The organism is Arthrobacter sp. SO3 (assembly GCF_020532825.1).
Classification (GTDB): Bacteria; Actinomycetota; Actinomycetes; order Actinomycetales; family Micrococcaceae; genus Arthrobacter.
Genome location: NZ_MQTS01000050.1, coordinates 3,253 through 26,116, shown reverse-complemented (window position 1 = coordinate 26,116; position 22,864 = coordinate 3,253). Strand labels below are relative to the sequence as shown.

General features: G+C 64.6%; 27 protein-coding genes and 1 pseudogene. 11 read left to right on the top strand and 17 right to left on the bottom strand.

Translation table 11 applies throughout. The annotated features are described in order from the left end of the window. From BJQ90_RS05740 to BJQ90_RS05695, 10 genes are all read right to left on the bottom strand, one after another. On the bottom strand, positions 1-194 hold a 194-nt coding region (locus BJQ90_RS05740), incomplete at its 3' end, for a hypothetical protein (RefSeq protein ID WP_226759341.1). A gap of 255 nt (positions 195-449) precedes the next feature. Further along, the gene (locus BJQ90_RS05735) at positions 450-1,022 is read right to left on the bottom strand and encodes a sulfocyanin-like copper-binding protein (RefSeq protein WP_226759340.1); all 573 of its coding nucleotides are present in this window, start codon (positions 1,020-1,022) and stop codon (positions 450-452) included. Then, on the bottom strand, positions 1,019-1,276 hold the full coding sequence (locus tag BJQ90_RS05730) for an SHOCT domain-containing protein (protein ID WP_226759339.1): 258 nt from the start codon (positions 1,274-1,276) through the stop codon (positions 1,019-1,021). The genes BJQ90_RS05735 and BJQ90_RS05730 overlap by 4 nt, the downstream gene beginning before the upstream one ends. Positions 1,277-1,463: 187 nt before the next feature. After that, positions 1,464-1,874, bottom strand: coding sequence for a DUF302 domain-containing protein (locus BJQ90_RS05725; protein ID WP_226759338.1), 411 nt, complete (start codon positions 1,872-1,874; stop codon positions 1,464-1,466). Positions 1,875-2,085: 211 nt separating this feature from the next. Then, positions 2,086-2,352, bottom strand: coding sequence for an SHOCT domain-containing protein (locus BJQ90_RS05720; RefSeq protein ID WP_226759343.1), 267 nt, complete (start codon positions 2,350-2,352; stop codon positions 2,086-2,088). A 182-nt stretch (positions 2,353-2,534) separates the two neighbouring features. Further along, positions 2,535-3,002: a hypothetical protein gene (locus tag BJQ90_RS05715; protein WP_226759337.1), complete on the bottom strand. Its 468-nt coding sequence runs from the start codon at positions 3,000-3,002 to the stop codon at positions 2,535-2,537. A gap of 7 nt (positions 3,003-3,009) precedes the next feature. Continuing rightward, the gene (locus BJQ90_RS05710) at positions 3,010-3,753 is read right to left on the bottom strand and encodes a F510_1955 family glycosylhydrolase (RefSeq protein ID WP_319004608.1); all 744 of its coding nucleotides are present in this window, start codon (positions 3,751-3,753) and stop codon (positions 3,010-3,012) included. Between the two features lie 214 nt (positions 3,754-3,967). Further along, a complete protein-coding gene (locus BJQ90_RS05705; protein WP_226759335.1) occupies positions 3,968-4,609 on the bottom strand; it encodes a DUF305 domain-containing protein in 642 nt (213 codons plus the stop codon). A gap of 133 nt (positions 4,610-4,742) precedes the next feature. Beyond that, positions 4,743-5,219 carry a hypothetical protein gene (locus BJQ90_RS05700; protein WP_226759334.1) on the bottom strand — a complete coding sequence of 159 codons (477 nt, stop codon included), beginning with the start codon at positions 5,217-5,219 and terminating at the stop codon, positions 4,743-4,745. 110 nt (positions 5,220-5,329) lie between these two features. Continuing rightward, entirely contained in the window at positions 5,330-5,515 is a 186-nt protein-coding gene (locus tag BJQ90_RS05695) for a cation transporter (RefSeq protein WP_226759342.1), read from the bottom strand. 125 nt (positions 5,516-5,640) lie between these two features. Here BJQ90_RS05695 and BJQ90_RS05690 point away from each other — a divergent pair, with 125 nt between their 5' ends. After that, on the top strand, positions 5,641-6,006 hold the full coding sequence (locus BJQ90_RS05690; protein ID WP_226759333.1) for a hypothetical protein: 366 nt from the start codon (positions 5,641-5,643) through the stop codon (positions 6,004-6,006). Positions 6,007-6,037: 31 nt separating this feature from the next. Next, on the top strand, positions 6,038-6,400 hold the full coding sequence (locus BJQ90_RS05685; RefSeq protein ID WP_226759332.1) for a hypothetical protein: 363 nt from the start codon (positions 6,038-6,040) through the stop codon (positions 6,398-6,400). Between the two features lie 20 nt (positions 6,401-6,420). Here BJQ90_RS05685 and BJQ90_RS05680 read toward each other — a convergent pair whose 3' ends face one another. After that, positions 6,421-6,729, bottom strand: a complete 309-nt coding sequence (locus BJQ90_RS05680) for a hypothetical protein (protein WP_226759331.1) — start codon at positions 6,727-6,729, stop codon at positions 6,421-6,423. A 33-nt stretch (positions 6,730-6,762) separates the two neighbouring features. Between BJQ90_RS05680 and BJQ90_RS05675 the strand changes: the two genes are divergently transcribed. Then, the gene (locus BJQ90_RS05675; RefSeq protein WP_226759330.1) at positions 6,763-7,680 is read left to right on the top strand and encodes an endonuclease/exonuclease/phosphatase family protein; all 918 of its coding nucleotides are present in this window, start codon (positions 6,763-6,765) and stop codon (positions 7,678-7,680) included. Between the two features lie 239 nt (positions 7,681-7,919). Here the strand turns inward: BJQ90_RS05675 and BJQ90_RS05670 are convergent, their stop codons facing one another. Further along, a complete protein-coding gene (locus BJQ90_RS05670) occupies positions 7,920-9,626 on the bottom strand; it encodes a phospholipase C (protein WP_226759329.1) in 1,707 nt (568 codons plus the stop codon). 221 nt (positions 9,627-9,847) lie between these two features. On the opposite strand from BJQ90_RS05670, the gene BJQ90_RS05665 reads away from it, so the two are divergent. The 4 genes from BJQ90_RS05665 to BJQ90_RS05650 all read left to right on the top strand — a co-directional run bounded on the left by BJQ90_RS05665 (position 9,848) and on the right by BJQ90_RS05650 (position 16,035). After that, entirely contained in the window at positions 9,848-12,748 is a 2,901-nt protein-coding gene (locus BJQ90_RS05665) for an alkaline phosphatase family protein (RefSeq protein WP_226759328.1), read from the top strand. A gap of 387 nt (positions 12,749-13,135) precedes the next feature. After that, positions 13,136-14,449, top strand: coding sequence for a recombinase family protein (locus BJQ90_RS22680; RefSeq protein WP_319004606.1), 1,314 nt, complete (start codon positions 13,136-13,138; stop codon positions 14,447-14,449). A 492-nt stretch (positions 14,450-14,941) separates the two neighbouring features. Next, positions 14,942-15,358, top strand: coding sequence for an aldehyde dehydrogenase family protein (locus BJQ90_RS05655; RefSeq protein ID WP_264196999.1), 417 nt, complete (start codon positions 14,942-14,944; stop codon positions 15,356-15,358). After that, a complete protein-coding gene (locus tag BJQ90_RS05650) occupies positions 15,358-16,035 on the top strand; it encodes an SDR family oxidoreductase (RefSeq protein ID WP_226759327.1) in 678 nt (225 codons plus the stop codon). Before BJQ90_RS05655 ends, BJQ90_RS05650 begins: the two co-directional genes overlap by 1 nt. A 1,003-nt stretch (positions 16,036-17,038) precedes the next feature. On the opposite strand, the gene BJQ90_RS22855 is transcribed toward BJQ90_RS05650, so the two are convergent. Further along, positions 17,039-17,383 (bottom strand): DUF4192 family protein, encoded by a 345-nt coding sequence (locus tag BJQ90_RS22855; RefSeq protein ID WP_226759326.1) that lies wholly within the window; start codon positions 17,381-17,383, stop codon positions 17,039-17,041. Between BJQ90_RS22855 and BJQ90_RS22430 the strand changes: the two genes are divergently transcribed. After that, positions 17,382-17,513: a hypothetical protein gene (locus BJQ90_RS22430; protein WP_264196997.1), complete on the top strand. Its 132-nt coding sequence runs from the start codon at positions 17,382-17,384 to the stop codon at positions 17,511-17,513. The two genes, BJQ90_RS22855 and BJQ90_RS22430, sit on opposite strands and share 2 nt — an antisense overlap. 601 nt (positions 17,514-18,114) lie before the next feature. Here BJQ90_RS22430 and BJQ90_RS05640 read toward each other — a convergent pair. Genes BJQ90_RS05640 through BJQ90_RS22850 form a run of 3 tightly spaced genes read right to left on the bottom strand, consistent with a single transcriptional unit; the run spans position 18,115 to position 19,462 of the window. Beyond that, on the bottom strand, positions 18,115-18,828 hold the full coding sequence (locus BJQ90_RS05640) for a class I SAM-dependent methyltransferase (protein ID WP_226759325.1): 714 nt from the start codon (positions 18,826-18,828) through the stop codon (positions 18,115-18,117). Next, positions 18,825-19,103 carry a glutaredoxin family protein gene (locus BJQ90_RS05635; protein WP_226759324.1) on the bottom strand — a complete coding sequence of 93 codons (279 nt, stop codon included), beginning with the start codon at positions 19,101-19,103 and terminating at the stop codon, positions 18,825-18,827. Before BJQ90_RS05635 ends, BJQ90_RS05640 begins: the two co-directional genes overlap by 4 nt. Then, positions 19,100-19,462, bottom strand: a complete 363-nt coding sequence (locus tag BJQ90_RS22850; RefSeq protein ID WP_226759323.1) for an ArsR/SmtB family transcription factor — start codon at positions 19,460-19,462, stop codon at positions 19,100-19,102. Before BJQ90_RS22850 ends, BJQ90_RS05635 begins: the two co-directional genes overlap by 4 nt. Positions 19,463-19,734: 272 nt before the next feature. Here BJQ90_RS22850 and BJQ90_RS05625 point away from each other — a divergent pair, with 272 nt between their 5' ends. Genes BJQ90_RS05625 through BJQ90_RS05615 form a run of 3 tightly spaced genes read left to right on the top strand, consistent with a single transcriptional unit; the run spans position 19,735 to position 21,179 of the window. Next, positions 19,735-20,061, top strand: a complete 327-nt coding sequence (locus BJQ90_RS05625) for an ArsR/SmtB family transcription factor (protein ID WP_226759322.1) — start codon at positions 19,735-19,737, stop codon at positions 20,059-20,061. Beyond that, on the top strand, positions 20,058-20,840 hold the full coding sequence (locus BJQ90_RS05620) for a cation transporter (protein ID WP_226759321.1): 783 nt from the start codon (positions 20,058-20,060) through the stop codon (positions 20,838-20,840). Before BJQ90_RS05625 ends, BJQ90_RS05620 begins: the two co-directional genes overlap by 4 nt. 3 nt (positions 20,841-20,843) lie before the next feature. Continuing rightward, complete coding sequence (locus BJQ90_RS05615) at positions 20,844-21,179, top strand: hypothetical protein (protein ID WP_226759320.1); 336 nt, start codon at positions 20,844-20,846, stop codon at positions 21,177-21,179. 156 nt (positions 21,180-21,335) lie between these two features. On the opposite strand, the pseudogene BJQ90_RS05610 reads toward BJQ90_RS05615, so the two are convergent. Next, positions 21,336-22,790: pseudogene (locus BJQ90_RS05610) on the bottom strand (multicopper oxidase family protein). Between the last annotated feature and the right edge of the window lie 74 nt (positions 22,791-22,864).

Below are 22,864 nucleotides of genomic sequence, written 5' to 3'. Positions count from 1 at the left end.
ATGCGGTCATGCTGATCTCTACTTTCGGTAGACCCCCATTTTAAGAGGGCCCACTGTCCGAGATCTCCGCGGCAGCCCAATCCCACGGCGCGGAGAAACGCGGCGGCCGCCTTGGCGATACGGACATCAGCATCAGCGTCAGCCACGAACTGGCCCCAAAACTGAACGGTGCCGTTCTGGACTTCGGAAACCACAACAAGATGCAGCGCTTCGTCTGGCTGACCATGCCGGCCGTCAAAGGGCCGGCATGCACCTGCCGTCGATCCATAGGATCCCCGGCAGGCAAACGCTCGCCATGCCTGGACGACCGGGGCCTTGGCCTCAGTGACCTCTGAATAACGGACGGAACCTCAAAACCGCAACTGACGAAGGCACCTCAGTCCACCACTGTCACCACTGCCGTCTGCTTGCGGGCGTCAATGTCGCGAGGCGGAGACTTCCCGAAGGGACTAGGTGACCGTGAGTTGGGTGTACATGCCGGCGGCGTAGTGGCCGGGGAGGTTGCAAACGAGCTCGTAGCGCCCTGGCGGCAACGTGACGGTGACCCAGCCTGACGCGCCGGGAAGGATTCCTTGCCCGGTTCCTTCGGCGCAGGTGTTGGACGCTTCCCCGAGACTGCCCGCCTCATCGATTTTGGCGTCCGCGCCGATCGGGCGGGTGCCGGGTATCTGGCTCTCGGGAAGGGGAAGGATGACGAGTTCGTGGCTGATGGTGCCTGCGTTGGTGACCAGGAAGGACACCGGGCCGTGCGCCACGGTGTTTCGGTCTGCCGTCATTCGCATGGCGCCGCCCATCATGTCGTTGGGCCGGCGCATCATGGGTCCGCACATGTTGGTCAGTGAAACGGAGACGACCGGTCCAGGAAGATTCGGTGTCACGCAGCGGGTGCGGGACAGAAAACCGGTGCCCCCGGGGTTCACAACACTGCTCAGGACGCCGACAGCTACGAGGGACAGTGCGGTCAGAAGAATCACCGATGCGATTCCGAGGATGATCTGCCCGCGGCGGCTCAACGAGTTCAATCCTGGCGCCTGAGCGCTGTGCGACGGGCAGTGAACTCCTGCTCGTCGATTTCCCCGCGGGCGAAGCGCTCAGTAAGAATACGCTCAGCGTCGTGGTGCGGCGGCCGCTGCGTGGCCGGTCCCTCACCCGGATGGGGGCGCCGGAGCAGGAGCACAACGACAGTGACTACTCCGCCCCAGAAAATCAGCATCAATACGGCCATGGCTACCCACGCGCCGATACCCCAGCCATTCCCGTCCCAGCCATACATCATGATCAGACCTCCTCTTGTGAAACTACGTCGGGCCCGCTTCTCGGAACAGGGCCTAACGGCCGGGTGTGTGGCGGGTGTATGCAGTCTGCTTCAGGGCCGGCGGCGGTCAGCCTTGCTCCGGTGCGCACGCGGACACAATGGTCTCTTTTTCCCGTCCCATGAGCCTCCGGTCCGGAGGCCAGGGGTCTCAGGCGGTTTGGAGTTCTTTCAGCGCGGCCCGGAGCCGGTCATCGGCTTCGCCGGCGACCAGGGCGACGGCCGGGGCGTCACTGAGCCGGACCATCGTCTGCGGGTCGATCGTCTGTATGACGGTCGCGTCGGCGCCGCTGCCACGACGGATGACGACGTTGCAGGGAAGGAGCAGTCCCATGTCCGGTTCCGCGGTGAGAGCGCGCTGGGCCAGGGCGGGGTTGCAGACACCCAGGATGAGGTAGTCGCCCAGGGCCTGTCCGCTCTCCTCCCCGAGCTTGGCCTCGAAGGTTGAGCGGACATCGATTTCGGAGAGGACACCGAAGCCCTGGCCCAGGAGCGCCTCCCTGGTCCGGCGCACCGCTTCCTCGTACGGCAGGGCGACGGTGATGGTGTGTGCGTAGCTCATGGTTATGCTCCTCCATTGGGTTTCACTGTGACTTAATGACGCCGCATCGCCGTATCACTGCTGCGGAGGACCTCGGGTTCACTGATTTCCCGTCCGCCGGACGGCTGGAACCCGGCTCCGGAGCCCCACAACAGATCAGCCGTGCCCGTCAGCGCGACTGCGGTTCCGGCGCCCCCGAGGGTGAGGGCAGTGCGTCGGCGGACAGGCCGCATCAGTTGCCGCCCTTGAGGGTCCTGAGTCGCTCGTGGTACTCCTCCGCTGTCAGCTCGCCTCTGGCAAAACGTTCATCCAGAATCTCTCCGGGTGTGTCTCCACTGCCCGCAAGCCCGGCGCCTCTGCCGTCCGCGGATCCCGCGGATCCGCCGCGGCGCCAGCCGGCAGAGAACCATATCCCGAGACCGGCAAGCAGCAGGACCCCGACGATCAGCAGCAGCCAGAACATCCACGTCCAGCCCATGCCTGATCCGTATCCACCCATCACTAATCTGTGTCCTTATCCCGCGAAACCGGTACTGACCGGCCTGCAGCGATATTTATGAGGCTACACCCTAATACCCATAGGGGTATATGCTCGTGCGTTCTCGTGGACGATCTTGAAAATGTTCTCAATGCGGTCCCGCCGGCCTTCGCGCCTCAGGACTCGCGCCGGGGCCACACAGACTAGCGAAATATCAATCTGGCCAGCGCGGTGATTAAACCCAGAAGAAAGAGCAGAAGGCGGAGGATGACGCCGGTGTATTCGGCGGCTTTGACTTGGGCAGGCTCCGCGGGCGTCGGAAGGCCGTAGAGTGCGGCGCCGAGCCGCAGCTGGTAGCGCAGGATCTCCTGGCGGAAGATGGACCACGCGACGGCGAGGACCATCATGGAAAAGCCGAGCTCCACGGTGATGCCGCTGCCGCCGGGGGAGGACGTGCCGATGCCATATGCGGCCGCCACGTCCAGGCCGGCGGCAGCGAGCACAATGCAGCCGGCGAGTTCCCAGCGGCGGCGCACTCCGACCCGCCTGACCGGTGTGGTTTCCCGCTGTGGTTTGGGACCCTGCCGGCCCGGGCGGTTCAGGGCAATCCAGGCCGCGATGGCCGTGAAAACGATGAGCCCCCCGAGCAGGACCATGAACGGGTCACGCATGGCGCGGTCAGGAGGCGTCGACGGGGCGGAACGTGACTCCGCCGTCGGTGGAGACGACGAGCCCGCTGGCCGTGGCGGCCCAGATCGACAGGGTTGCCTCGGGGCCCTTCACTGCCGCCACAGCCTGGACCGTGTCCTGGATTTTGCCCTTTCGGGTCCAGGTCGCGCCGGCGTCGCCGGAGGAATGGACTGTCCCGTCGGGTTCGACTCCGACCGCCTCGGCGGGGGTGGCGAAGGCGGCGAACTGGATCACGGGTCCGGAGTCCACCGTTGTCCAGGTTTGGCCGCCGTCCGTTGAGCGGCGGATCCCTTGTGGGGTGGTGGCCAGGACGGTGTCGCTGGTGGGGTTTCCGGCGAGGACGGTCGGGACGAAATCCGCGGGCACCGTGCTCCAGGTCGTACCGTCCGTGCTGGTGCGCAGTGCACCGTCAAAGCCGATGATTCCGGATTTGGTTGCGGTGAGTGCGTGGAAGTCGGATTCGCCCTGGCGGGAGAGCTGTTCCCACGTTTTACCGGCGTCGGTGGATCTGATCAGTCCGATCGGGTTGGACAGGTCGGAACCTTCTCCGGGGTGTCCGGATGCGTAGAGGACGCCGTGGTCGGTGCCGCCGGTGAAACCCATCAGGTCGTTGGTGGGGCCGAGTTTGGCAGCGGGCTTTTTGCTCATGTCGAACAGGCCATCGTGGGTGGCCAAGAGCACTTGGCCGGTTTCGCTGCTGACGCTCAGCCCGTGGATGTGCGCGTCAGGCATGGTACCTCCGGCGTTCCCTGCAGGGGCGGGTCCGGCCGCGCCGGGGGACGGACTGCAGGCTGACAGGGCAAAGATAAGGCCGGCGCCGGCTGCCAGTATGGCGATGGCGCGGACCCGGGAACGGGAGGGATTGGGCATGGTGGCTCCAGGGATTCAGATGGGCAAGGCAGGAATCGGCGCCGGCCCATGAAGGGCCGGCGCCGGAGGGCACCGGTCAGAGGGTGGCCAGCAGGCCCTGCATTTCCTTGATCTCAGCTTCCTGGGCGGTCACGATGTTTTTGCTGAGTTTGATCGCGTCGGCGTTCTTGCCCTGGGACATTTCGGTCTGAGCCATCATGACAGCGCCTTGGTGGTGGGCAACCATCTGCGTCAGGAACAGCTTGGCTGCTGCGGTGCCTTGGGCGGACTCGAGCTGCTTCAGGTCGTCATCGCCCATCATGCCGTCCATGGTGTGGCCGGCGCCCATGGTCGCGGATTCGTTCCAGGCCTTAAGCCAGCCGGTCATCGTTTCGATCTCCGGACCCTGGGACGCCTTGATCCTGGTGGCAAGGGCAGTGACCGACGCGGGGATGTCCTTCTTCTGAAGCATCATCTCGCTCATTTCCACCGCCTGTTCGTGGTGCGGAATCATTCCCTGGGCGAACATGGTGTCGGCCTCGTTGTGTTCGGTAGCTGCAGCCGGTGCACTGCTGGACATCATCCCCGGGCCCTGGCCCATTCCCGGCATGGAGCCGGCGGAGGAAGCGGCGCTGCTGGACGTTGCGGACGGCGTGGAGGAACCGGTTGAGCAGCCGGCAAGGGCGAGGGCCGCAGCGATCGCGGTGGCGGAAAGGGTCAGAAACTTCGTGTTCATCATGGCTGGTTAAGTCCTTCAAGACATCAGTGGGCGCGCGGGCGCCAGGGGAGTGTGTGCATCAGGGATGCGCCCGGCTCAGAGGAGAGTCAGGCAGGGGCGGGCGCCGGTCCGATCACAGCGCAGGGGCCCCGTTTTACGTTCGGCTGATGCAGAGCTCGCCCGGTGAAGGACCGCCGGGAAGATAGGACCACCGCACACTGATCGTGCTCTGCGTCTCGGTGTTGGTGTTCCGGGCAATGATTCCGGTGCCCGGCAGAGGTGCGGTCAGGGAGCCGGTTTTCGCCGACGGGGTGCAGGCCGCGGTCATGGACGCCATGCTGGTGCAGTTGTCCGAGTCCGGGCACTGCACGGTCCGGGCACCCGCTTCGTCCTGTGCTGCGGGCATCTCCGGGCCAGAGGATGATCCGGGAGGATGTTCTGCGGTGTGGCCGGCAGGGGAGGAGTCGTGATGGACGCTGACGGTTGCTGCCGCCGGGGCCGGGGAGTGCATGTCATGGGTGGCGGTCATCACGTGCATACCGAAAATCCCTGCGATCAGGGCCAGAACAGCGGTAAACAGGCCCGCACGGCGAAGGAGCGCGATCGCAGAGGCGTGTGCCGGCGCGGTCATAACGGTCCTCCCTTCAGTTGCGGGCTTTCTGTTTCAAGATTACCCGCCCTGTGGCAGGGCACTTACCGGTACGGCGATCCTCCCCCGGGGCCAATCGGACCGTGGAAAGGCTACTTCGCGCCGGTCAGGACGTAGCCGGAGGAACGCACACCCTCAGCGAGTGCCTCCTGGTCTGCGGTGCCGGTGACACTGAGCCGCGACGCGCCGCCCGGGACCAGTTCGACCGTTGCCAGCTCGACCCCGGGTACCCCGGACACGGCCTTTTCCACGGTCTGGACGCAGTATCCGCAAGTCAGCCCTTCCCGGCTGGACCGTCACGGTCAAGCCCGGTCCTGCCCTCAACCCGGAGGCCCAGAAGACCTCCTTCGATGCGACCGTCCTCGACGCCTCCGGTTCTGAGGTCGCCCACGTACTCAGCGGCATGTACGGCGACGGAGCGGCCGGCCCCGTCAAGCGCACCGTCCTGGATCACGCACCGGTGCCCGGGATCATCGACACGACCGGTGAGGCAACCGAGGTCGGCCTCGCCTATGACGAGCTCCCGGGATCCTCCGATGGACCGTACTACCACCTGGACGTCAGGCGCGCCCACGAATTCCTGCCAACCCAGACCAACTCAGGAACCAACCAGGTGCTGCTGCCCAACGGAGTCATGACGGCACGGGTCATCTTCGGCGGAACAGCGACCACGCCCGCCTTTGCTTCGCCGGCCGCCGCGAAAGCCTGGATGGGATCCGAACAGTACGCGCAGCTGAAGGCCATGCTCCTGAGCCTCAGCTACAAGTAGCCGGCCCGGTGTTGGCAAGCACGGTCATCCGATGATGCCTCGCGTCCGCTGGGCTGACGGGGCATGGGCGCTGCTGGTGCTGCTGGCCGCCGTGCTGATGTCGTGCGGGCTGGCCATGACCTTCAGCCTCATCGTGCGCTCACCGACGGAAGCGGAAGGCCAGGGCCTGATCTTCCTCGGATCCCTGGCGTTCGGCGGGTCCGCCGTGTGGGCGGGACTGAGCGGACGTCCTCTGTGGGAGACGATCCTGACGGCGCTGGTCGTGGGAGGGCTGGCCATGGAGATGCCGGACGGGCTCCTCGCCCACCTGGCAGCCATGGGTCTCGTCCCCGCAGCACTGACCTCCATGCTAGTGGACCTGCTCGCCCCGGGTGGCCGGCGGGCTGAACCCTGAACAGGTAGAGCTCCGGCCGGCTAGTACTGCAGATAGCCGTCCCGGATAGTCTGCAGGTCAGCGGCCAGGGCAGCCATCTTGGTGGTGGGCTCTTCCGGTTCACTGTCGGTCTCACCGAAGGTGTTGCCGAACCATTTGTGCCAGACCGTGGCCACGACCTCCGGGGTGATGGGCGTGCCGGCGGCTATCAGCGCCGCGAAGTCTTCCATCTCCGGGTCGTACTCGTCCTCGGGCGCCCCGTGGTCCATGATGCCGAGCAGGTCGTGGTCGTTCAGGCGCTCGGTGATGGCGGCGCGCAGGCGGGCGTATTCCGGGGTGACAGTATCCATTGGCGTCAGTCTATGAGCTGCTTGCATGGAGTCATGACTGAGCAGCCGCCGGCAGCGGTAACCGAAGACCTGGACCGGCTACAGACAGCGCTGGCCTCCGCCATCCCTGCCCGGACGGAATCCAACCTGCTGGTCGGGACCTGGAACATCCGCGCCTTCGGCGACCTGACCGCCAAATGGCTGGCCGGCCCCAAGGACTCACCGAAACGGGACTGGCACGCCATCGCCTGCCTGGCCGCCGTGATCTCCCGGTTCGATGTCGTCGCCGTCCAGGAATCCAGCCGCAACCCGGCAGCGCTCCGGCGGCTCCTGGCCAGCCTGGGCCCGCACTGGCAGGTCATCATCTCCGACGTTACCGAAGGATCCGCCGGCAACGGTGAACGACTCGCCTTCCTCTACGACAGCGCCCGGGTCCAGCCCTCGGGTCTGGTCGGGGAGATTGTGCTGCCGCCGATCGGGGAGAACCCGCAGCGGCAGTTCGCCCGCACCCCGTACACCGCCAGCTTCACCCGGGCCGGGGTCGAGTTCACCCTCGCGTCCGTCCACATCCTCTGGGGCAAAAACCCCGCGGAGCGGCTGCCGGAAATTACGGCGTTCGCTGGATGGATGCACGACTGGGCGGTACGGCCCAACGACTGGAACTCCAACCTCATCGTGCTTGGCAACTTCAACCTGGACCGGATCGGCGACCCGCTCTACGAAGCGTTCATCTCAACAGGTCTCTGGCCGCCGGCGGAGCTGAACGCCGTCCCGCGGACCATCTTCGACCACGACAAGACCAAGCACTTCTACGACCAACTGGCCTGGTTCTCCACACCCGACGGCACCTCCTTGCTGCAGGGACTGGCCTACGGTCAGCGGGCCGGAACCTTCGACTTCATCCCGCACGTTTTCCCGGGACTGACCCACAGCGAAGTGTCCTGGGGGATCTCCGATCACTACCCGCTCTAGTGTGAGTTCCTGCTGACCTGACGCAGAAAACCCCGCCCACGACAACTGGTGCCGTGGGCGGGGTTTGACCGGGCCTAGCCTTTACGGCCGGGCAAAACGAGGAGCGCGTCGCCGACCGGGCGTTCACCGGTTGCGTCCGACGGCGAGTTCACGACCTGGCCACCCTTGACCATGGTGTGCCGGGCAGCGCTCCTGTTATCGCATTGCTGAGGGGCCCTGGCCGGGGCGGCAACCGGTGCTTAGTCTCCGGCGGTGCCGTGACCGTTGTGGGTGATGGTTGCGACGGCGCCGGTCTGTTCGTTGAGCAGGACCTTGTCGTTGCGTTCGTGGTGGAAGTTGAACATCGAATCCACGCTGCCGGCGGTGGCGTCCGCTGAAGAGTCACCGATCTGGCCGGTGTGCCAGTTGTCTTCGATGAAGCGCAGGATGGAGGCCTGATCGGTTTCGGTGTGGTCGACGAAGTTCTTCTTCGCGTAGGGGGAGATGACCACCAGCGGCTGGCGGGGGCCCGGGCCGCAGCGGTCGGCGTAACCGCCGGCCATCGGCACTCCGCTGGCTGCGGCGTTTTGGCACCACGCGGCGTCGTCGGTGGTGTTGGAGGAGTTCTTCACCTTGGCGGCGGCGTGGTCGTACCAGCCGTCGGAGTCATCGTAGGCGAGGACTACTGCGGTGTTTTCCCAGTTCTTGGACTTCTGGATCTCGTTCACGGTGTTCGTGATGAACTTTTGCTCATCGACCGGATCGGAGTAGCCCGCGTGCCCGTCCTGGGACATGCCCGCCTTGAGGAAGGACACGGCCGGCATGTTGTCGCTGTCGACGACCTTGCTGAAGTCGGTGAGGTCGTACTGGTGGTTGGCCTGGCCGTTGTGCCCGATTTCCGCGTCGGAGGCCGGTGCCGTGTGATGTGGGTTGGCGGTGGAGGCGTAGTACTGGAACGGCTGGTGGTGCGGGGAGTAGTCCACGACGCTCGCGCCGGCCGCATTCGTGTGGCTGGACAGGCACGACGCCGGGGTGGTCGCGGTCGCGGCGGTGGTGGGGGTGAAGCCGCCCTGGAACCAGCCCCAGGAGGTGCCCTTGGCGTTGAGCAGGTCCCCGATGTTCTTCCCGGCCATGCCGGCCAGGTTGCCGGTTTTGGCGTGGCTGTTGTTCGAGCAGTCGTCGTGGACCGGGTCCGGGTCGTTGATGACGGTCCCGACTCCGTTGGCGTCGGGCTGGCGGACAGCGCTGCTTCCTGCTGCCGGGGTGGCCACGGGCTGCCCGGCGGCGGTGTATTCGGTGGCGCCGTGGGTCTGGCCGGAGACGAGATTGAGGGCACCGGGGGTGGAGGGGCCGAAGACGGTGCTGAAGTGGTTGTCGCTCATGGCGTAGTTCTGGGCGTAGTTCCAGATGCCGGTGACGGTGTTGCCATCGTAGTAGTCCATTGTCAGCCCGGGCCGGCCGTACTGGTTGGTGCCGCACGCGTCCCGGCTGGTGTACTGGACGAACTTGTCCATGAGCCCGCTGTTGTACGCGTTCTGCTCGGCCTTGTAGCCATGGTCCTGGTCGCAGGTGACGGCCTGCATGGGGGAGAGCCGGGCCGGCTGGGCGGCGTTGGGGTTGTTCGGTGCCAGCAGTCCTGCGCTGGCAAGGGTGTTGATGTCCTTCGGAGTGTCCTCAGATGCCGTAAAGGCGGCCGCCGGGGCGCCGGAGCCCTGCTGCTTTTCCCCAGCGGTGTTGGCAGCCTTGGGGTAGGTGGCGAAGTAATGATCGAAGGAGACGTTCTCCTGAAAGAGCACCACTACATGCTTAATGGGTGTGGCTGTGGCCAAGGGGCTTTCGGCGGCGGTCGCGGTGTCAGTGCCGAGCCCGAACAAACCGGACGTCAGTGCCGAAGCAGCGAGGACGGCTGCGCCGGTGGCCGCGGCGCCTTTGCGGTTGAATCTGCGTTTTGCCTGGAGATGAGGCATGGGGGGATCCAGTCTTTCGTGTGTGAAGGGAGTGGCTGTAAAGCGCACTCCAAGGTTTACTAACCGATAATTAACTCCCGGCTGAGGTTTCATGAACACGAGATGACGTCTGACGGCGGCCTTTGCGAGGGCACCCTTGGCACCGGTCCGGTGACTAATCGTTGCCTGAAGTAACCAAGACCGTCACCTCGATTTAAGCTCGGGTCCGTAGGTTCGCTTCCGTGAAAAGACCTTCAAAACCCGTCAGCACATCCACCAGCGAGCAACAACCCGGCACCTACGGCCTGCGTCAGCTGCCCCGGTACATTCGTGGCCGCAAACCGCTCGCGATCGTTGCCGCCAGCTGCACCCTGGCCGTTCTGGGTGGCGCCGGCATCGCGGCCGCATCCACCATTCCCTTCGGCCAGCAGCAGGTCGGCTCCGAGGATGATAAGGGGGAGCAGATTTCCTCGAACCAGGTAATCAAGCCCATCGGCGACCGCCTGATGACACCCTTCGGCAAGATCATGGGCTCGACCGTCAGCCCGGACGGCCGCTACCTCGTTGGTACCAGCAGTGACCGCTCGGTCGACCTGCAGGTCTTCAACCTCACAACGTACAAACCTGTGTCTGCAGCAGGCACCCTCGCAGCCACCTCTTTTAGTACCGCAGCTACCAACGCGGGCTACGCGAACATGGCGTACCAGCACATCACGGACGGTTCGGTGGGACAAGATGGCCCGGTCTTCTCGCCCGATGGCAAGTTCCTCTATGAGCCCGTCGCGACCGGGATTGTCCGCTATCCGTTCAACGCGGACGGCTCGCTCGGGGCCGTTACCAAAATCAACATTCCGACCGCCGGCGACAAGCAGGCCCTAACCGCCGGCATGGCGTTTTCTCCCGACGGCTCGACCCTCTACGCAGCCGTGAACGGCCAGAACACCGTTGTCGCGATCGATCCCGTCGCCGGTACGATCAAGCAGACCTTCAGCACGGGCATCGCCCCGCGCCAGCTGAAATTCGTCGGCACCCGGCTGTACGTCTCCAACGAAGGAGGCCGCCCGGCCCTCCCCGGGGAACCGACCATGAACTCCTACGGCACGCAGGTTCCTGCCGACACCAACCTCGGCACCTCCACGACGGGCACGTTGAGCGTTATCGATACGGCCAACGCCTCCGCACCGGTCTCCTCCATCGACGTCCAGTTGCACCCGACAGCGATGTTCCTGGACGGCGCCACACTGTACGTGGCGAACACCAACAGTGACACCGTCTCCGTCGTAGACACGGCCAGCAACAAGGTCCTTCAGACCATTGCCACCCAGCCCTGGGCCTCCTCCCAGGTCGGCTATGAACCGACGGCCATCACCATCCAGGGCGACCACCTGCTGATCTCACTTGGCCGCGCCAACGCGATCGCGGTCTACAAGGTCAACAAGCAGGACCCGAAAGACCCGGCCAGCTACATCGGCCTGCTGCCCACCGACTACTACCCCGGCAACGTCACCGCAGTCAACGGACAGATTGTGGTCACCAATGTCCGCGGCACCGACGCGCGCGGGCCCGAGGTGACCATCAACGAGGGCCCGAACACGACCGCTGCGACCGGCCACGGCACGCACTCCACCACAGCCTCGCTCACCAAGTTCACGCTCCCCAGCGATGAAGAGATCCAGAAAAACACCGAGACCGTTTTCGAGCAGAACGGCTGGGACGGCAGCTCCGTCAAAGAATCGATGGCTGCAGCCGCCGCAAACGTCCCCGCCGTCGCCGTCCCCAGGCGGATCAGCGAGCCGTCGACCATCAAGCACGTGTTCCTGATCGTCAAGGAAAACCGCACCTACGACCAGGTCTACGGCGACATGAAGCAGGGCAACGGCGATGCCTCGCTGGCCCAGTTCGGCGCGAAGGTCACCCCGAACCAGCACGCCCTCGCCGGCCAGTTCGGACTGTACGACAACACCTACGACATCGGCACCAACTCGGCCGAGGGCCACAACTGGATGATGCAGGGCGACGACCCGGCCTACACCGAGACCAGCGCAGGTGAGTACAAGCGGTCCTACGACACCGAAGACGACGTCCTGGGCCACCAACGCTCCGGCTTCCTCTGGACCGCGATCAAGGACGCAGGCAAGACCGCCAGGAACTACGGCGAGTTCGACTCCGACGAGGGTAAGCCGGCCGGGGCGACCTGGCAGCAGTACTACTGCGCCGCCACAAGCACCATGGCCGGCGGTGACCCGACCCAGCTCTTCACACCGGCACTGCAGATGCACGCCAGCTCGGCCATCCCCTCACTCAATGACATCACGGACCCGAACGCGGCCCCCTTCGACACCTCGGTGCCGGACATCTACCGCTACGCGACCTGGAAGCAGGACTTCGAGAAGAACGGTCCGAAGAACTTCCAGATGACCTGGCTCTCGAGCGACCACACCGGCGGCACCGCCGACCCGGAGGCCCAGGTCGCCGACAACGACCTCGCGGTGGGCAAGATCGTCGATGAGATCTCCCACTCCGGGTACTGGAAGGACTCCGCGATCTTCATCGCTGAGGACGACAGCCAGAATGGCACCGACCACGTCGACGGCCACCGTGCCCCGGTCCAGGTCATCAGCCCCTACGCCGTGCACGGCAAGACCGTCAGCACCTTCTACTCACAGATCAACATGGTCCGGACCATTGAGCAGATCCTCGGCGCCCAGCCACTAAACCAAAAGGTGGCGGCCGCCACCCCGATGTTCGACGCCTTCACCAACAAGGCCGACCTGACGCCGTACTCTACGGTCCCGAACCAGATTCCTCTCACCGAGGGAGTCAAGACCGCACCCGCCTGCGGTCCCGACACCCTGGGTCAGACCGGAGCGGCAGCCACCGCGGTAAACGACGCCGCAGCCAAAGCCACCGCTGTCCCGGCCCCGATGAAGGAAATCGTCGAAAAGTGGGACGACTGGTCCGAGAAGCAGCACCTCACAGGCAACGGCGCGAAGGAAGACTACGCGGACCCCAACCTGTTCAACCGCTGGACCTGGTACCAGGCCCACAAATGGGATAGCCCATACCCCGGCGACGAGAAGATCTACGGCCCTGACGAGGTGCCCGGCATCCCCGCAGGATCAACCAACCACGAAGACGACTGACAACGCCCTTAGCGGCCAAGTCACTGACAGCAGGCCCGCGCGGACTGGACGGAAACCCGCCTGGTCCGCGCGGCAGCATCAGTTCTTCGAGTTGGGCTCCCGGCCACGCTGTTCTCATTCTGTTGGGTCAGTACGTTCCGGCCCTTGGGCACTGGTGCCGATCAAACATAGGTTACTGACGCTGAGCACCGCATACGCCGTCGGTAAGGTTGCTGACCGGCATTCGGACAGAGGTTCTGAGTCTCACAGACTCTAGTTAAAGGGGAAACATCCCCCACCCCGGATTCCCCGCCGTTCCAGTGTCAGGGGTGTCTCATACAGTCTGTCTCACGAGGATGTCTTGAAACTCCTGAAGAAGATGCGAGACGAGACGGAACGGGGTCCAGGATGAAACTCGGGTACGCGCGGATCAGCACCCACGACCAGAACGCAGCCATGCAGGTGACAGCGCTGGTCGAGGCCGGAGTCCCCAGGAACCGGATCTTCATCGACGAGATGTCCGGCATCAAATCGGCCCGCGAACGGCCCCAGATGGTCAAGCTGCTCGACTACGCCAGGGACGGGGACGAAATTTTTGTGTGGCGCGTGGACCGGCTCGGCCGGTCCCTCGTTGACGTCATCAACACCGTCAACGACATCACCTCACGCGGGATCCGGCTGCACTCGATCATGGACGGGGTAGATCCTTCCACGTCCCACGGCCGGCTTCAGCTGGCCCTCTTCGCGAGCCTGGCGCAGTACGAGCGCGAGCTCATCCTCGAGCGGGTCCGTGCCGGCGTCGTGGCCGCCCAGGCCCGCGGGGTCGAGTTCGGCCGGCCGGCACCCAAGAAGACGACCGTCGAAGCGAAGCTGCGCCTGGCCCGGCAGATGATGGCCGAGGGGATGCACGACCAGGAAGCAGCCGAGGCCGTCAGCTGGTCCCGCGCGACGCTGTACCGCTACCTGAAGCAGTACGGTGACGAGGCCCCGGCCGTCCCGCAGGCGGCGACCCACGGGCGGGGCCGATCCCGGTACGCTGCCAGGAACAAACTGCCGCGCGGGACTGATGCCTGGTATTCACCGAATACCGGTATGATGTCGCCGGGTTGCCCGCATCACCCCAGGCAACCCGCCACGTTCCACCCAACCTTCATGAACGGTCTCACTATGACAAGCATTCTCTCTGTCCTCGGTGCGCTGGGCACCACGGGTAAGGTTGCCGTGGCCGCCGCAGTCATCGCCACTGGCGGAGCCGGCGCGGCCTTGGCTTCCACAACGTCCGAAACCCCCACGGAGCCGGTAACTTCCACTACCGCACCGTCGACGAGAGCACCCGCCGCTGACCCGACGATCGAGCCCACCACCTCAGCTGAGGCAACGGAACCGGCTACGGCTGAGCCAACCGAGTCGGCGACGGCTGAGCCGTCCGAAGCTGCTGAGTCGGCCAAGACGGCCCCAGTTGCAACCGCTGATCCGACTGATCCGGCGTCTGTTCCGGCGACCTACCCGGCCCCTGCTGTCAAGGGCAACAGCGAAGCGGCCCACGCCAATGCCGCCGAGCACCGCGCGGCCGGCCAGGCCACCGCAGCGGAACACCGCAATGAGAACGCGGCAACCCCGGCGACCCCGTCCTACGGCGGAACCGCAACTGCCGCTCCGGCAACACCCGCGGCAGCCACCGGCCACGGAGACTCCGGCCAGCACGGCAAGTCCGGCAAGTAACACCCCCCACTCAGTGGACCCCGGAGCGCGCGACGCTCCGGGGTCCTTTTTGGTTGCGCCCCGGCCGGTCTACGCATGTTCCCTGGTGAAAGCCAACAGGGGGGAGATGCCGTGATCCAGCTCGCGTGGATGAAACCAGAATCCGGGCCGGACATGCTGGAGGGGAGCACGTCAGTTGCGGTCGCCGAGCTTCCGTTACCCGACCGCAGCGCCGGTCTTCGTCTACAACCCGTGGAAGCTCAAAGAGCTGCGCCGGCTGTATGTGAATCTGACGGACGGGACCAAGGTCGGCTACCTGGATCTGGCCACTCTCGATGCCGTCCCGGAACCTGGCCAGGCCGGTGAGCTGCTGCGGCGGAGCGCTGGCCGGACTCTCCCCGCTCACCGCGGCCGGTCGGTTCATGGACGCCGCCCGCCAGGGCGAGACCCGGACGGCACCTGTCCCGAGCCCGGAACCTGCCGCCGCATCTTTCACGCTGCCCTGGACTGACCTTGCCGCCAACCGCCCCGGACAGCTCATCGAGACCCAAGAGGATGTTTCCTACCGGGCCGGCGTCGCCTCCCACCGTCCTGACCAACGTGCCGGCGAACGCGAGGATCCTGAAGGAAGAAGTCTTCGGTCCCGTCGCCCCCGTCGTGAGCTTCAAAACCGAGGCAGAAGCGATCGCCCTCGCCAACGACACGAAATTCGGGCTAGTGGCCTATGGCTACACCAGGGACCTCAACAGGGGACTCCGGCTTTCCGAAAAGGTCGACGTCGGCATGTTCGGACTGAACACCGGCATCGTCTCTAATCCGGCTGCGCCGTTCGGCGGCGTAAAACAGTCAGGCATGGGCCGGGAAGGTGGCACGGAAGGGATCGAGGAATATCTCGAGACCCGCTACATCGGAATCGCCGACCCGTCCTAATGCGGATCCTGGTAACGGGCGGCACCAGCGGAATCGGTGCCGTCCTGGTCGGGGAGGCCCTCCAAGCCGGACACAGCGTCTTCACCACCGGGCGTGACGCCGGACGGCTGGAGACGTTCCTCGCCTCCTGTTCCGGACTCGGTCAAGTTCACGGCACGGTTGCCGACGCGGGCGACTGGCCTCAAAGCCGTGACGCCGTTACCGCGGCCGTCAAGGCCATGGGAGGCCGCGATGTCGCCGTGGCCAACGCCGGATTCTCCGCGCCGGGCGACCTCGCCAACGGGGACCCGGAAATATGGCGGGACATGGTCCTCACCAACGTCTACGGCCCGGCGGTCCTGGCGAAGGCGGCACTCCCACAGCTCACGGCCAACCGCGGACACTTCGTCCTGATAGGGAGCACCGCCGGGCGCAAGGTGTATCCGGGAAACCTGTACACCGCCACCAAATGGGCCGTCGCCGGCTACGCAGAATCACTCCGACAGCAGCTCGTGGGCACCGGTTTCTGTGTGCTGCACGTTGCCCCGGGACACGTGGACACACCTCTGTGGACGGATGCGCCCGAGGCCGCGATAGCCCCTGAATCCGTGGCCGGGGCCGTGCTATGGGCGCTGGCCCAACCAGCTGGAGTCGACGTGTCTGAAATAGCCATACGAGCCACGGGCCAAGATTTCTAGGCAGACGCGCCGGCGCCGAGGCGTCGTTTTAAAGGGAAATGGTTTCAAAACAGCCCAATTCAGGGGAGCTGAGGAGTAAGGCCGTGCTCTTCCTTGAGGTCTCATCAATCGATGTCTAACCGGCAAGAGCTAAGGAGCGCGGGGTCTGCCCTGTTTCCCCACTTGCACTGCATCGACGATACGAGCACCGCGGGAGGCGCGTTATCAAGGAGAGCGGACACGCAGGACGCGCCTCTGAGGACTGTCACAACGGCCAGTAACAGTTGCCTGCCGCCAGCCAGTCGAGCACCTCTTGGCCACGGACAATGCGGATGTTGCGGTCGGCTCCGCTGCGCCGTTGGTGGTCATTGCTCACTCCCTGGAGAGCAGGGCTGTCGGCTGGTCATGCAGCCTGGTGTTCGTTTCTCCATGAGACGTTCGGAAAGGAGGAACCCGCCACCATGATGTCCATCAATATCCAGCAGGAGGCCCGCGCCGTAGTGCGGTGCTTATTCGGGGCCGGTCCGGTTCCGGAGGCCTACTCTTCATACCGCAACGAAATCCCGCCCCGCCCGGACGGCAGTTTAAGAAGCCTAGTTGTGGGCGCCAAAGTGGGGAAAAAGAGGGTGTGCACAATGTGCACACCCTGGGCTTCGGATCGGGTCGTACTGGCATCGGACTGGCCCGGATTCCGGAGGTTTCGGCGGGAGTCCAGTGTTTGCAAGGGCTGGAGTCCGGTTCGAGTCCCACCTCGGGCACAGTGTTTCAGCATGTCAGGGGCTTTTTGGTGCTTTTTTCGTGTGGACAGTGTCCACACTCTCGCCTCTGATCTGATGTTCCGGGTGTGTGGCGTCCCGGAACGGCCTATTCGGTTGTGTGGGGGAGCCTCTGGCTACGGCGGACCGGGTGCCTCCTCGCGGGGTCTGTTCTGGGTGTTCATCCTCGTTTGTCCTTCCGTTGGGTTTTCGCGTTCACTACTTCATGGTGGCTAAAACCGCGTACAACATGATTTGCTGATTATTCTTTAGATTGACCTTGGGTTGCGGCCGGTCCGGATTGTCCGCTCTGATACTTGTTCATGCAGGAATGCGGGTGGGACGGCATGACATGCTGCTGATCCGGAGCTGATCATGAGCTTGCTGAGTCTGGCCAGGTGGTAGCCGGGGTCGGCTTCGAGTGCGAGTGGCAGGAACTGGTGGGCCTTGCTGCCTCTGCCTTCCCACCAGTTTATGAAGGCGATGGCGGTGAGGATTGGGGCGGAATGTCGGGTGCTGCTGTGTGTGTAGGCGTGTAGCAGCAGCTGTTCTGCCCACTCGACCCGTGACCAGTGCGGCTTGCTGTTCGTCTGGGCCAGGAGGATACGGTCCATGGGTTTCGTCGATTCCGGGGATGTCCGCCATGAGTTGATCCCGGATGGTGGGGAACTGGAGGTTCGCGATCAGGCCGATGATTTGCTCGCCGGTCGGGAAGGTTTTTGCGCCCAGCATTTCCGTCCATAGCGTCCGGGCCCGGTCCATGGCATCTCGAACGTTCAGGCTTTGTATTGATCTCACACAACTTTCGACGCCGTCCGCGGTCTGGGTTTCTTTGGTCGAAGCCGGCAGTGTGATGCGGTTGGTTGGGGCGATGGTGCTGCCGCGGTAGACGAACTCGGCGTTGATCTGGCTGGACTGCATCGACGTTAGGGGCAGGGATGGTCCGGCCGTGGGATCGCCGTCGTATTGCGAGACTGTGTCGTCTCCTACGAGGAGCCCGTCACGGATGGACATTCCCCGTTCGGCCAAGGCCCCCGTCAGTGCCGCGATGGTTGGGTGTTCATCCTCGTTCGTCCTTCCGTTGGGTTTTCGCGTTCACAGCTTCATGGTAGCTAGAGCCGCTAAGAACATGATTTGCTGATTGGTTTTTGGATTGACCGGGGGTTGCGGCTGGTCCGGATGTTCCGTTCTGATACTTGTTCATGCAGGAATGCGGGCGCAACGGCATGACATGGCCACTGATTCGGAGCTGATCATGAGCTCGCTGAGCCTGGCCGGGTGGTAGGCGGGGCTTCGATGACGGCGTCGGATTGCCCATATTTTCTCCGCGATGGGGGCCGGTGTGTCAGCTCTCTGGGGAACTTCTTCGGCTGCGGTCCGGGGCGTCGTTGGCGGGGACCGTTTTGTTCTGGGTTACGCGCCACAGCCGGCGGGGCAGGTCGCCTTCTTCGAAGGTGACGATCTCGGGCGCGGAGAATCCTTGGCCGAGGCGGTTGACGAGGTCCTGGTCGAAGAAGTGGACGATGAATCCTCCGTGCTCGCGCATGTTGTCACCTCGGTCCAGGCCGGTGCCCGCGTGGGGATCTCCGGTGTGGCGGACGGTGTAGATGTGCCAGCCGCCGGGGCGAAGTACGCGGCGGACCTCGGCGGCGAGGGTGGTGAGCTGGCCGGTGGTCAGGGCCATATTGAAGAGCATGTGGCTGAAAACGGCGTCCACGGATTCGTCCGGCAGAGGTAGCGGGCTGCGCACGTCGTGAGCGGCGGTGGTCAGCTTTCCGGCCACCCCGGGTGAGGCGGCCGCGTCGGAGAGTTCGGCCAGGCCTTCGGGCGCGTAGTCCAGCGCAGTCACGTTCATCCCTGCACGCAAAAACGCCATGGTATCCCGACCCTGGCCCGCACCGAGTTCGAGAACGTCCCTGACGCGTTCGCGTTCGAAAAGTTCCAGTGCATGAAGTGCCGGCCCGCTGGGGGCCGGTCCGTACATGGCGGGGTTGGACTGGAAGGTGGTGCGCCAGTGTCGGCGCTGGTCGTCCATTACAAGGGGGTCGACTTCGGTCATCGGGGATCTCCTGGTTCAGTATCGGTCCGTGCGGTTTTCAACATGGGCAGCTGGTCTGCCAGGGTGCGCGGGTCGTTGCCGGCCGATGCGCGCCCATCCGGGGTCAGAAGCACCGGAAGGGTCGTGAAACCGAGTTCCGCCAGCCGTTTGGCGGCTTCAGGGTCGCGGGTCACATCGTGCATCCGCACGGGGTGACCCAGGCCGGCGAGCCAGCGGCGGACGGCACTGCATTTGCCGCATCCTGTGCGGCAAAACACCTCCACGGCCCCGGTCATTCAGCACTCCCGACGGACGCCGACAAACGACGAAGGGCTTCTATCGCCGGCGCGACCGCGTCCGTGGCAAGACAGTAAAAGATGAAGGTGCCCCGTCGCTCCCCGCGGACCAGCCCGCGGTCACGAAGGACGCGCAAGTGGTGGGAGACTGCCGGTTGCCGCAGACCGGTGGCTTCCACAATCGTGCCTACTGGCACGCACACTGACTCCAGCGTGGCAAGTATCTGCAGCCTGACAGGGTCCGCCAGGGCCTGGGTCAGAGCCGCCAGCTTCCGGGCTTCGTCGATGCCAGGGAATGGTGACAGGCTGGGCGGGTCGTGGGTTGTGCCCGCTTCTGGAGCGGTGGTGTAGGTGCTCATACATTTATCAATACATCTAGATGGATGGATATTCCAGGTGCTGGTGAAGGCGGCTGATTCACCACGAGCGACACAGAGCGATCACAGAAAGCGGCCAAATAGCGCCAAAGTCCACAGCCACGATTCTCGAATGAAACCTGTTCTTGAACCCTTCGTTTGCAGGAACGTTGTGGTGCGCCCCGTTCGTGAGATTCTCCCAGTTGCGCCAAGGCAGCTGACAAGCGGCACGCTACACAATTGCCTGAATACACGCATGAATGTACTTTGGAATTATGGAAACCCTCACGCACGCCCCGGTGCTGGCACGGTTCGGCTACGCGGCCTCCGACCCGACGAGGGCCCGAATCCTTCTGGCTCTAGCTGACGCTCCGGCTTATCCCTCCGATCTCGCTGACACACTCGAAGTGTCACGACAGCGCATTTCCAATCACCTGACGTGCCTTCGCGGCTGCGGACTCGTGATGGCCGTCCCGGATGGTCGGCGGAGCCGCTACGAACTCGCCGACGCACGCCTGGGCAATGCAATCAGGGACCTTATCGGCGTCGTCCTCGCCGTGGACCCTGCCTGCTGCGCACCCGACGGGACGTGCGTGGCATGACCACTCTCCAGCTCACACCCACATCAGAACGCCGGGCTGTTCTGAGCCGTCGGATCAGGCTGTTTGCCGCCGCAACGATCTCCTACAACGTCGTTGAAGCTGCGGCGGCGCTGTGGGCCGGCGGTGTCGCGGACTCGTCGGCGCTGATCGGCTTCGGACTGGATTCCGTGATCGAGGTGGCCTCCGCTGTCGCGCTGTCCTGGCAGTTTTCCGCCAAGGATCCTGAGCGGCGCGAGCACCTGACGCTGCGGATCATCGCGATGTCCTTCTTCGCCCTTGCGGCGTTTGTCACCGTCGATGCAGTCAGGGCCTTCACCGGCGGGGGAGGGGCCCAGCACTCCACGCCGGGGATTGTGATTGCTGCTCTGAGCCTTGCGATCATGCCGGTTTTGTCCTGGGCCCAGCGCCGTGCCGGCCGGGAACTGGGATCCCACACGGCCGTTGCAGATTCGAAGCAGACGCTGCTGTGCACATACCTCTCGGCCGTCCTGTTGGTCGGACTGGTGCTCAACAGCACGCTGGGCTGGTGGTGGGCCGACGCCGGCGCCGCGTTAGTCATCGCCGCGATCGCCGTCCGCGAGGGCACTAACGCCTGGCGCGGAGACGCGTGCTGCACCGTCCCGCATGCCCCTTTACATGTCGGCGCCAATGATGACTGCGCAGATACGGACCGACGGACCAGCCCGGCCCCCGCTATCGCGGATGGCTGCTGTGAAGATTGCGGCCATGGACCCGGACAACAGTCTGTTCCCGTCTCCCTGACCCGCAGGGAAGGCTGACCCATGGATTATGAACTGCGGACCATCCCTGGCTGCCCCAACAGCGGCCCGGCACTGGAGTTGTTCCGGCAGGCGCTGGCTGCCGAAGGAGCACGAGTCCGGATCCTCCGGGTCGTGGAGATCACGTCCGACAGCGAAGCCGAGGCTCACGATTTTCACGGTTCTCCGTCATTTATCGCCGATGGCCATGACCTGTTCGCCTCGAAGGCCGCCCCGGCTGTGACCTGCCGGGTCTACCCGTCATCAACCGGTCTGGTCGGAATCCCGTCGCTGGAAGATCTGCGGACAGCTCTTCGGGGCCCATTCCTCCGCGCCCGAGTCAAGCCACTAAGCCAGTGAAATTTCCTGGACAGGTGATCGTCAATACCGTGAAGTAGTTGTGCGGGATCTGCAATTCCATAGCAGGCTCAAAGCGGCTGTTTGAGGGTCCAGATTCAGCTTTTCGAGTGGCATGGGGCGGTCCCGATTGCTTCCAGGGTGCGTCGATGAGACGTCTCACCGGACTTCGATGGCACCCATCATGCCGAGGTCCTCATGATCCAGGATGTGGCAGTGGTAAACGGAGCGTCCCCAAAAGTCTTTAGAAGCCACCCTGACTTTCACACGCCCGTTCGCGGGCACGTTCACTACGTCCTGCCAGATGGCGGGGTTCGTCCCTGGGCCGCTTTCCTCGATGATTTGCTTCGGCCAGACGTGAAGGTGAAAGGGGTGGTCCATGGAGCTGGTGTTGGTCAGCGTCCATTCCTCCACATCCCCGGCCGCTACCGTTGTGTCTGTTCATGCCTCGTCGAACTCCCTGCCGTTGATGGTGAAACGCATCATGCCCATGCCCATGCCGGCGGCCAGGACGATCTGCCGGCGGGCCGCGACGGCGGCTGACCGCAGGTCTCCCAGCCCCCGCTGGGCGGGCACGGCCGTCGGGACTGCGACCGGTTCGCCGGCTACGCGGAGGGTGGCCAGTGCGGCGCCGCCCGGCTGGTCTGCAGGATTGCGTGCTCCGGATCCCGGTCCCATCATTCCCGGCATGCTTCCCCGGTTCTGGTAGAACGCACGCAGCACGGAGTCGCCGGTTGTTGTGGTCACAAGGAGGTCTGCCCGGTTTCCGGGCGTCAGCAGAAGTTCATCCACACTCTCCGGTGTCGGGAAGCGGCCGGAGTCCATGCCGAGGAGCTGCAGCTGCTGCCTGTCGAGCCGCAGCCGGAGGTATCGGGACACGCACGTGTTGATGAGGCGCCATCGTTCGCGTTGTCCTGGGCGGGCGCTGAATTGCGGGTTGCTTTGACCGTTGACCAGGATCAGTTCACCCTCCCGGCCCATCATTCGTTCCATCTCAGAGACTTCCGGGATGTTCCCCCCGCCGTCGAGGGTGATGTCCGAAATGACCAGTACCCGGTCCGCACTTGACTCGATGGGTTCAGGGTCCTCGACGATGATTGCTCCGAAGAGCCCGGCGAATATCTGGTCGGAGACCATACCGTGGTGGTGGGGGTGGTACCAGTACACGCCCGGGGGATGATCGTCGGGAAGTCTGTATTCGTAGTCGAAAGTGCCGCCGGGGTCCACCGAGACGAAGACGTTGTCCCCGTCGCCCTCCGGGGAAACGTGGAGGCCGTGCACGTGCAGGTTGATGGTCTGGGCCAGGTTGTTGACGAGCCCGATCTTCAGGACGTCGCCGGGGCGTACGCGGAGTGTCGGACCGGGGATGCCGTCGCTGTAGCCGAGGGCTGCGGTCTGCCGGCCGGCCAGCAGTATCTGTCCGGGTGCGGCTTCGAGCCGTATCTGCAGCTGGCCGTTTGTGCTCCGTTCCTCCGAAGGCTGGGTCAGTTCGCTTCCCGTGACGGGAGCGGGCCGCGACGTCAGGATCCAGATCAGCCCGGCCCCGCCGGCCGCTGTCCCCGCTGCGCCGAGCCCGCCCAGCAGCAGCGTCTGTCGGCGGCTGATGGGCTGCACTACGGGCCCTCACCGAGCACTTTGAGCTGTTCGCGGTACTGGTCCGCGGTGAGTTCTCCTCTCGCCAAGCGCTC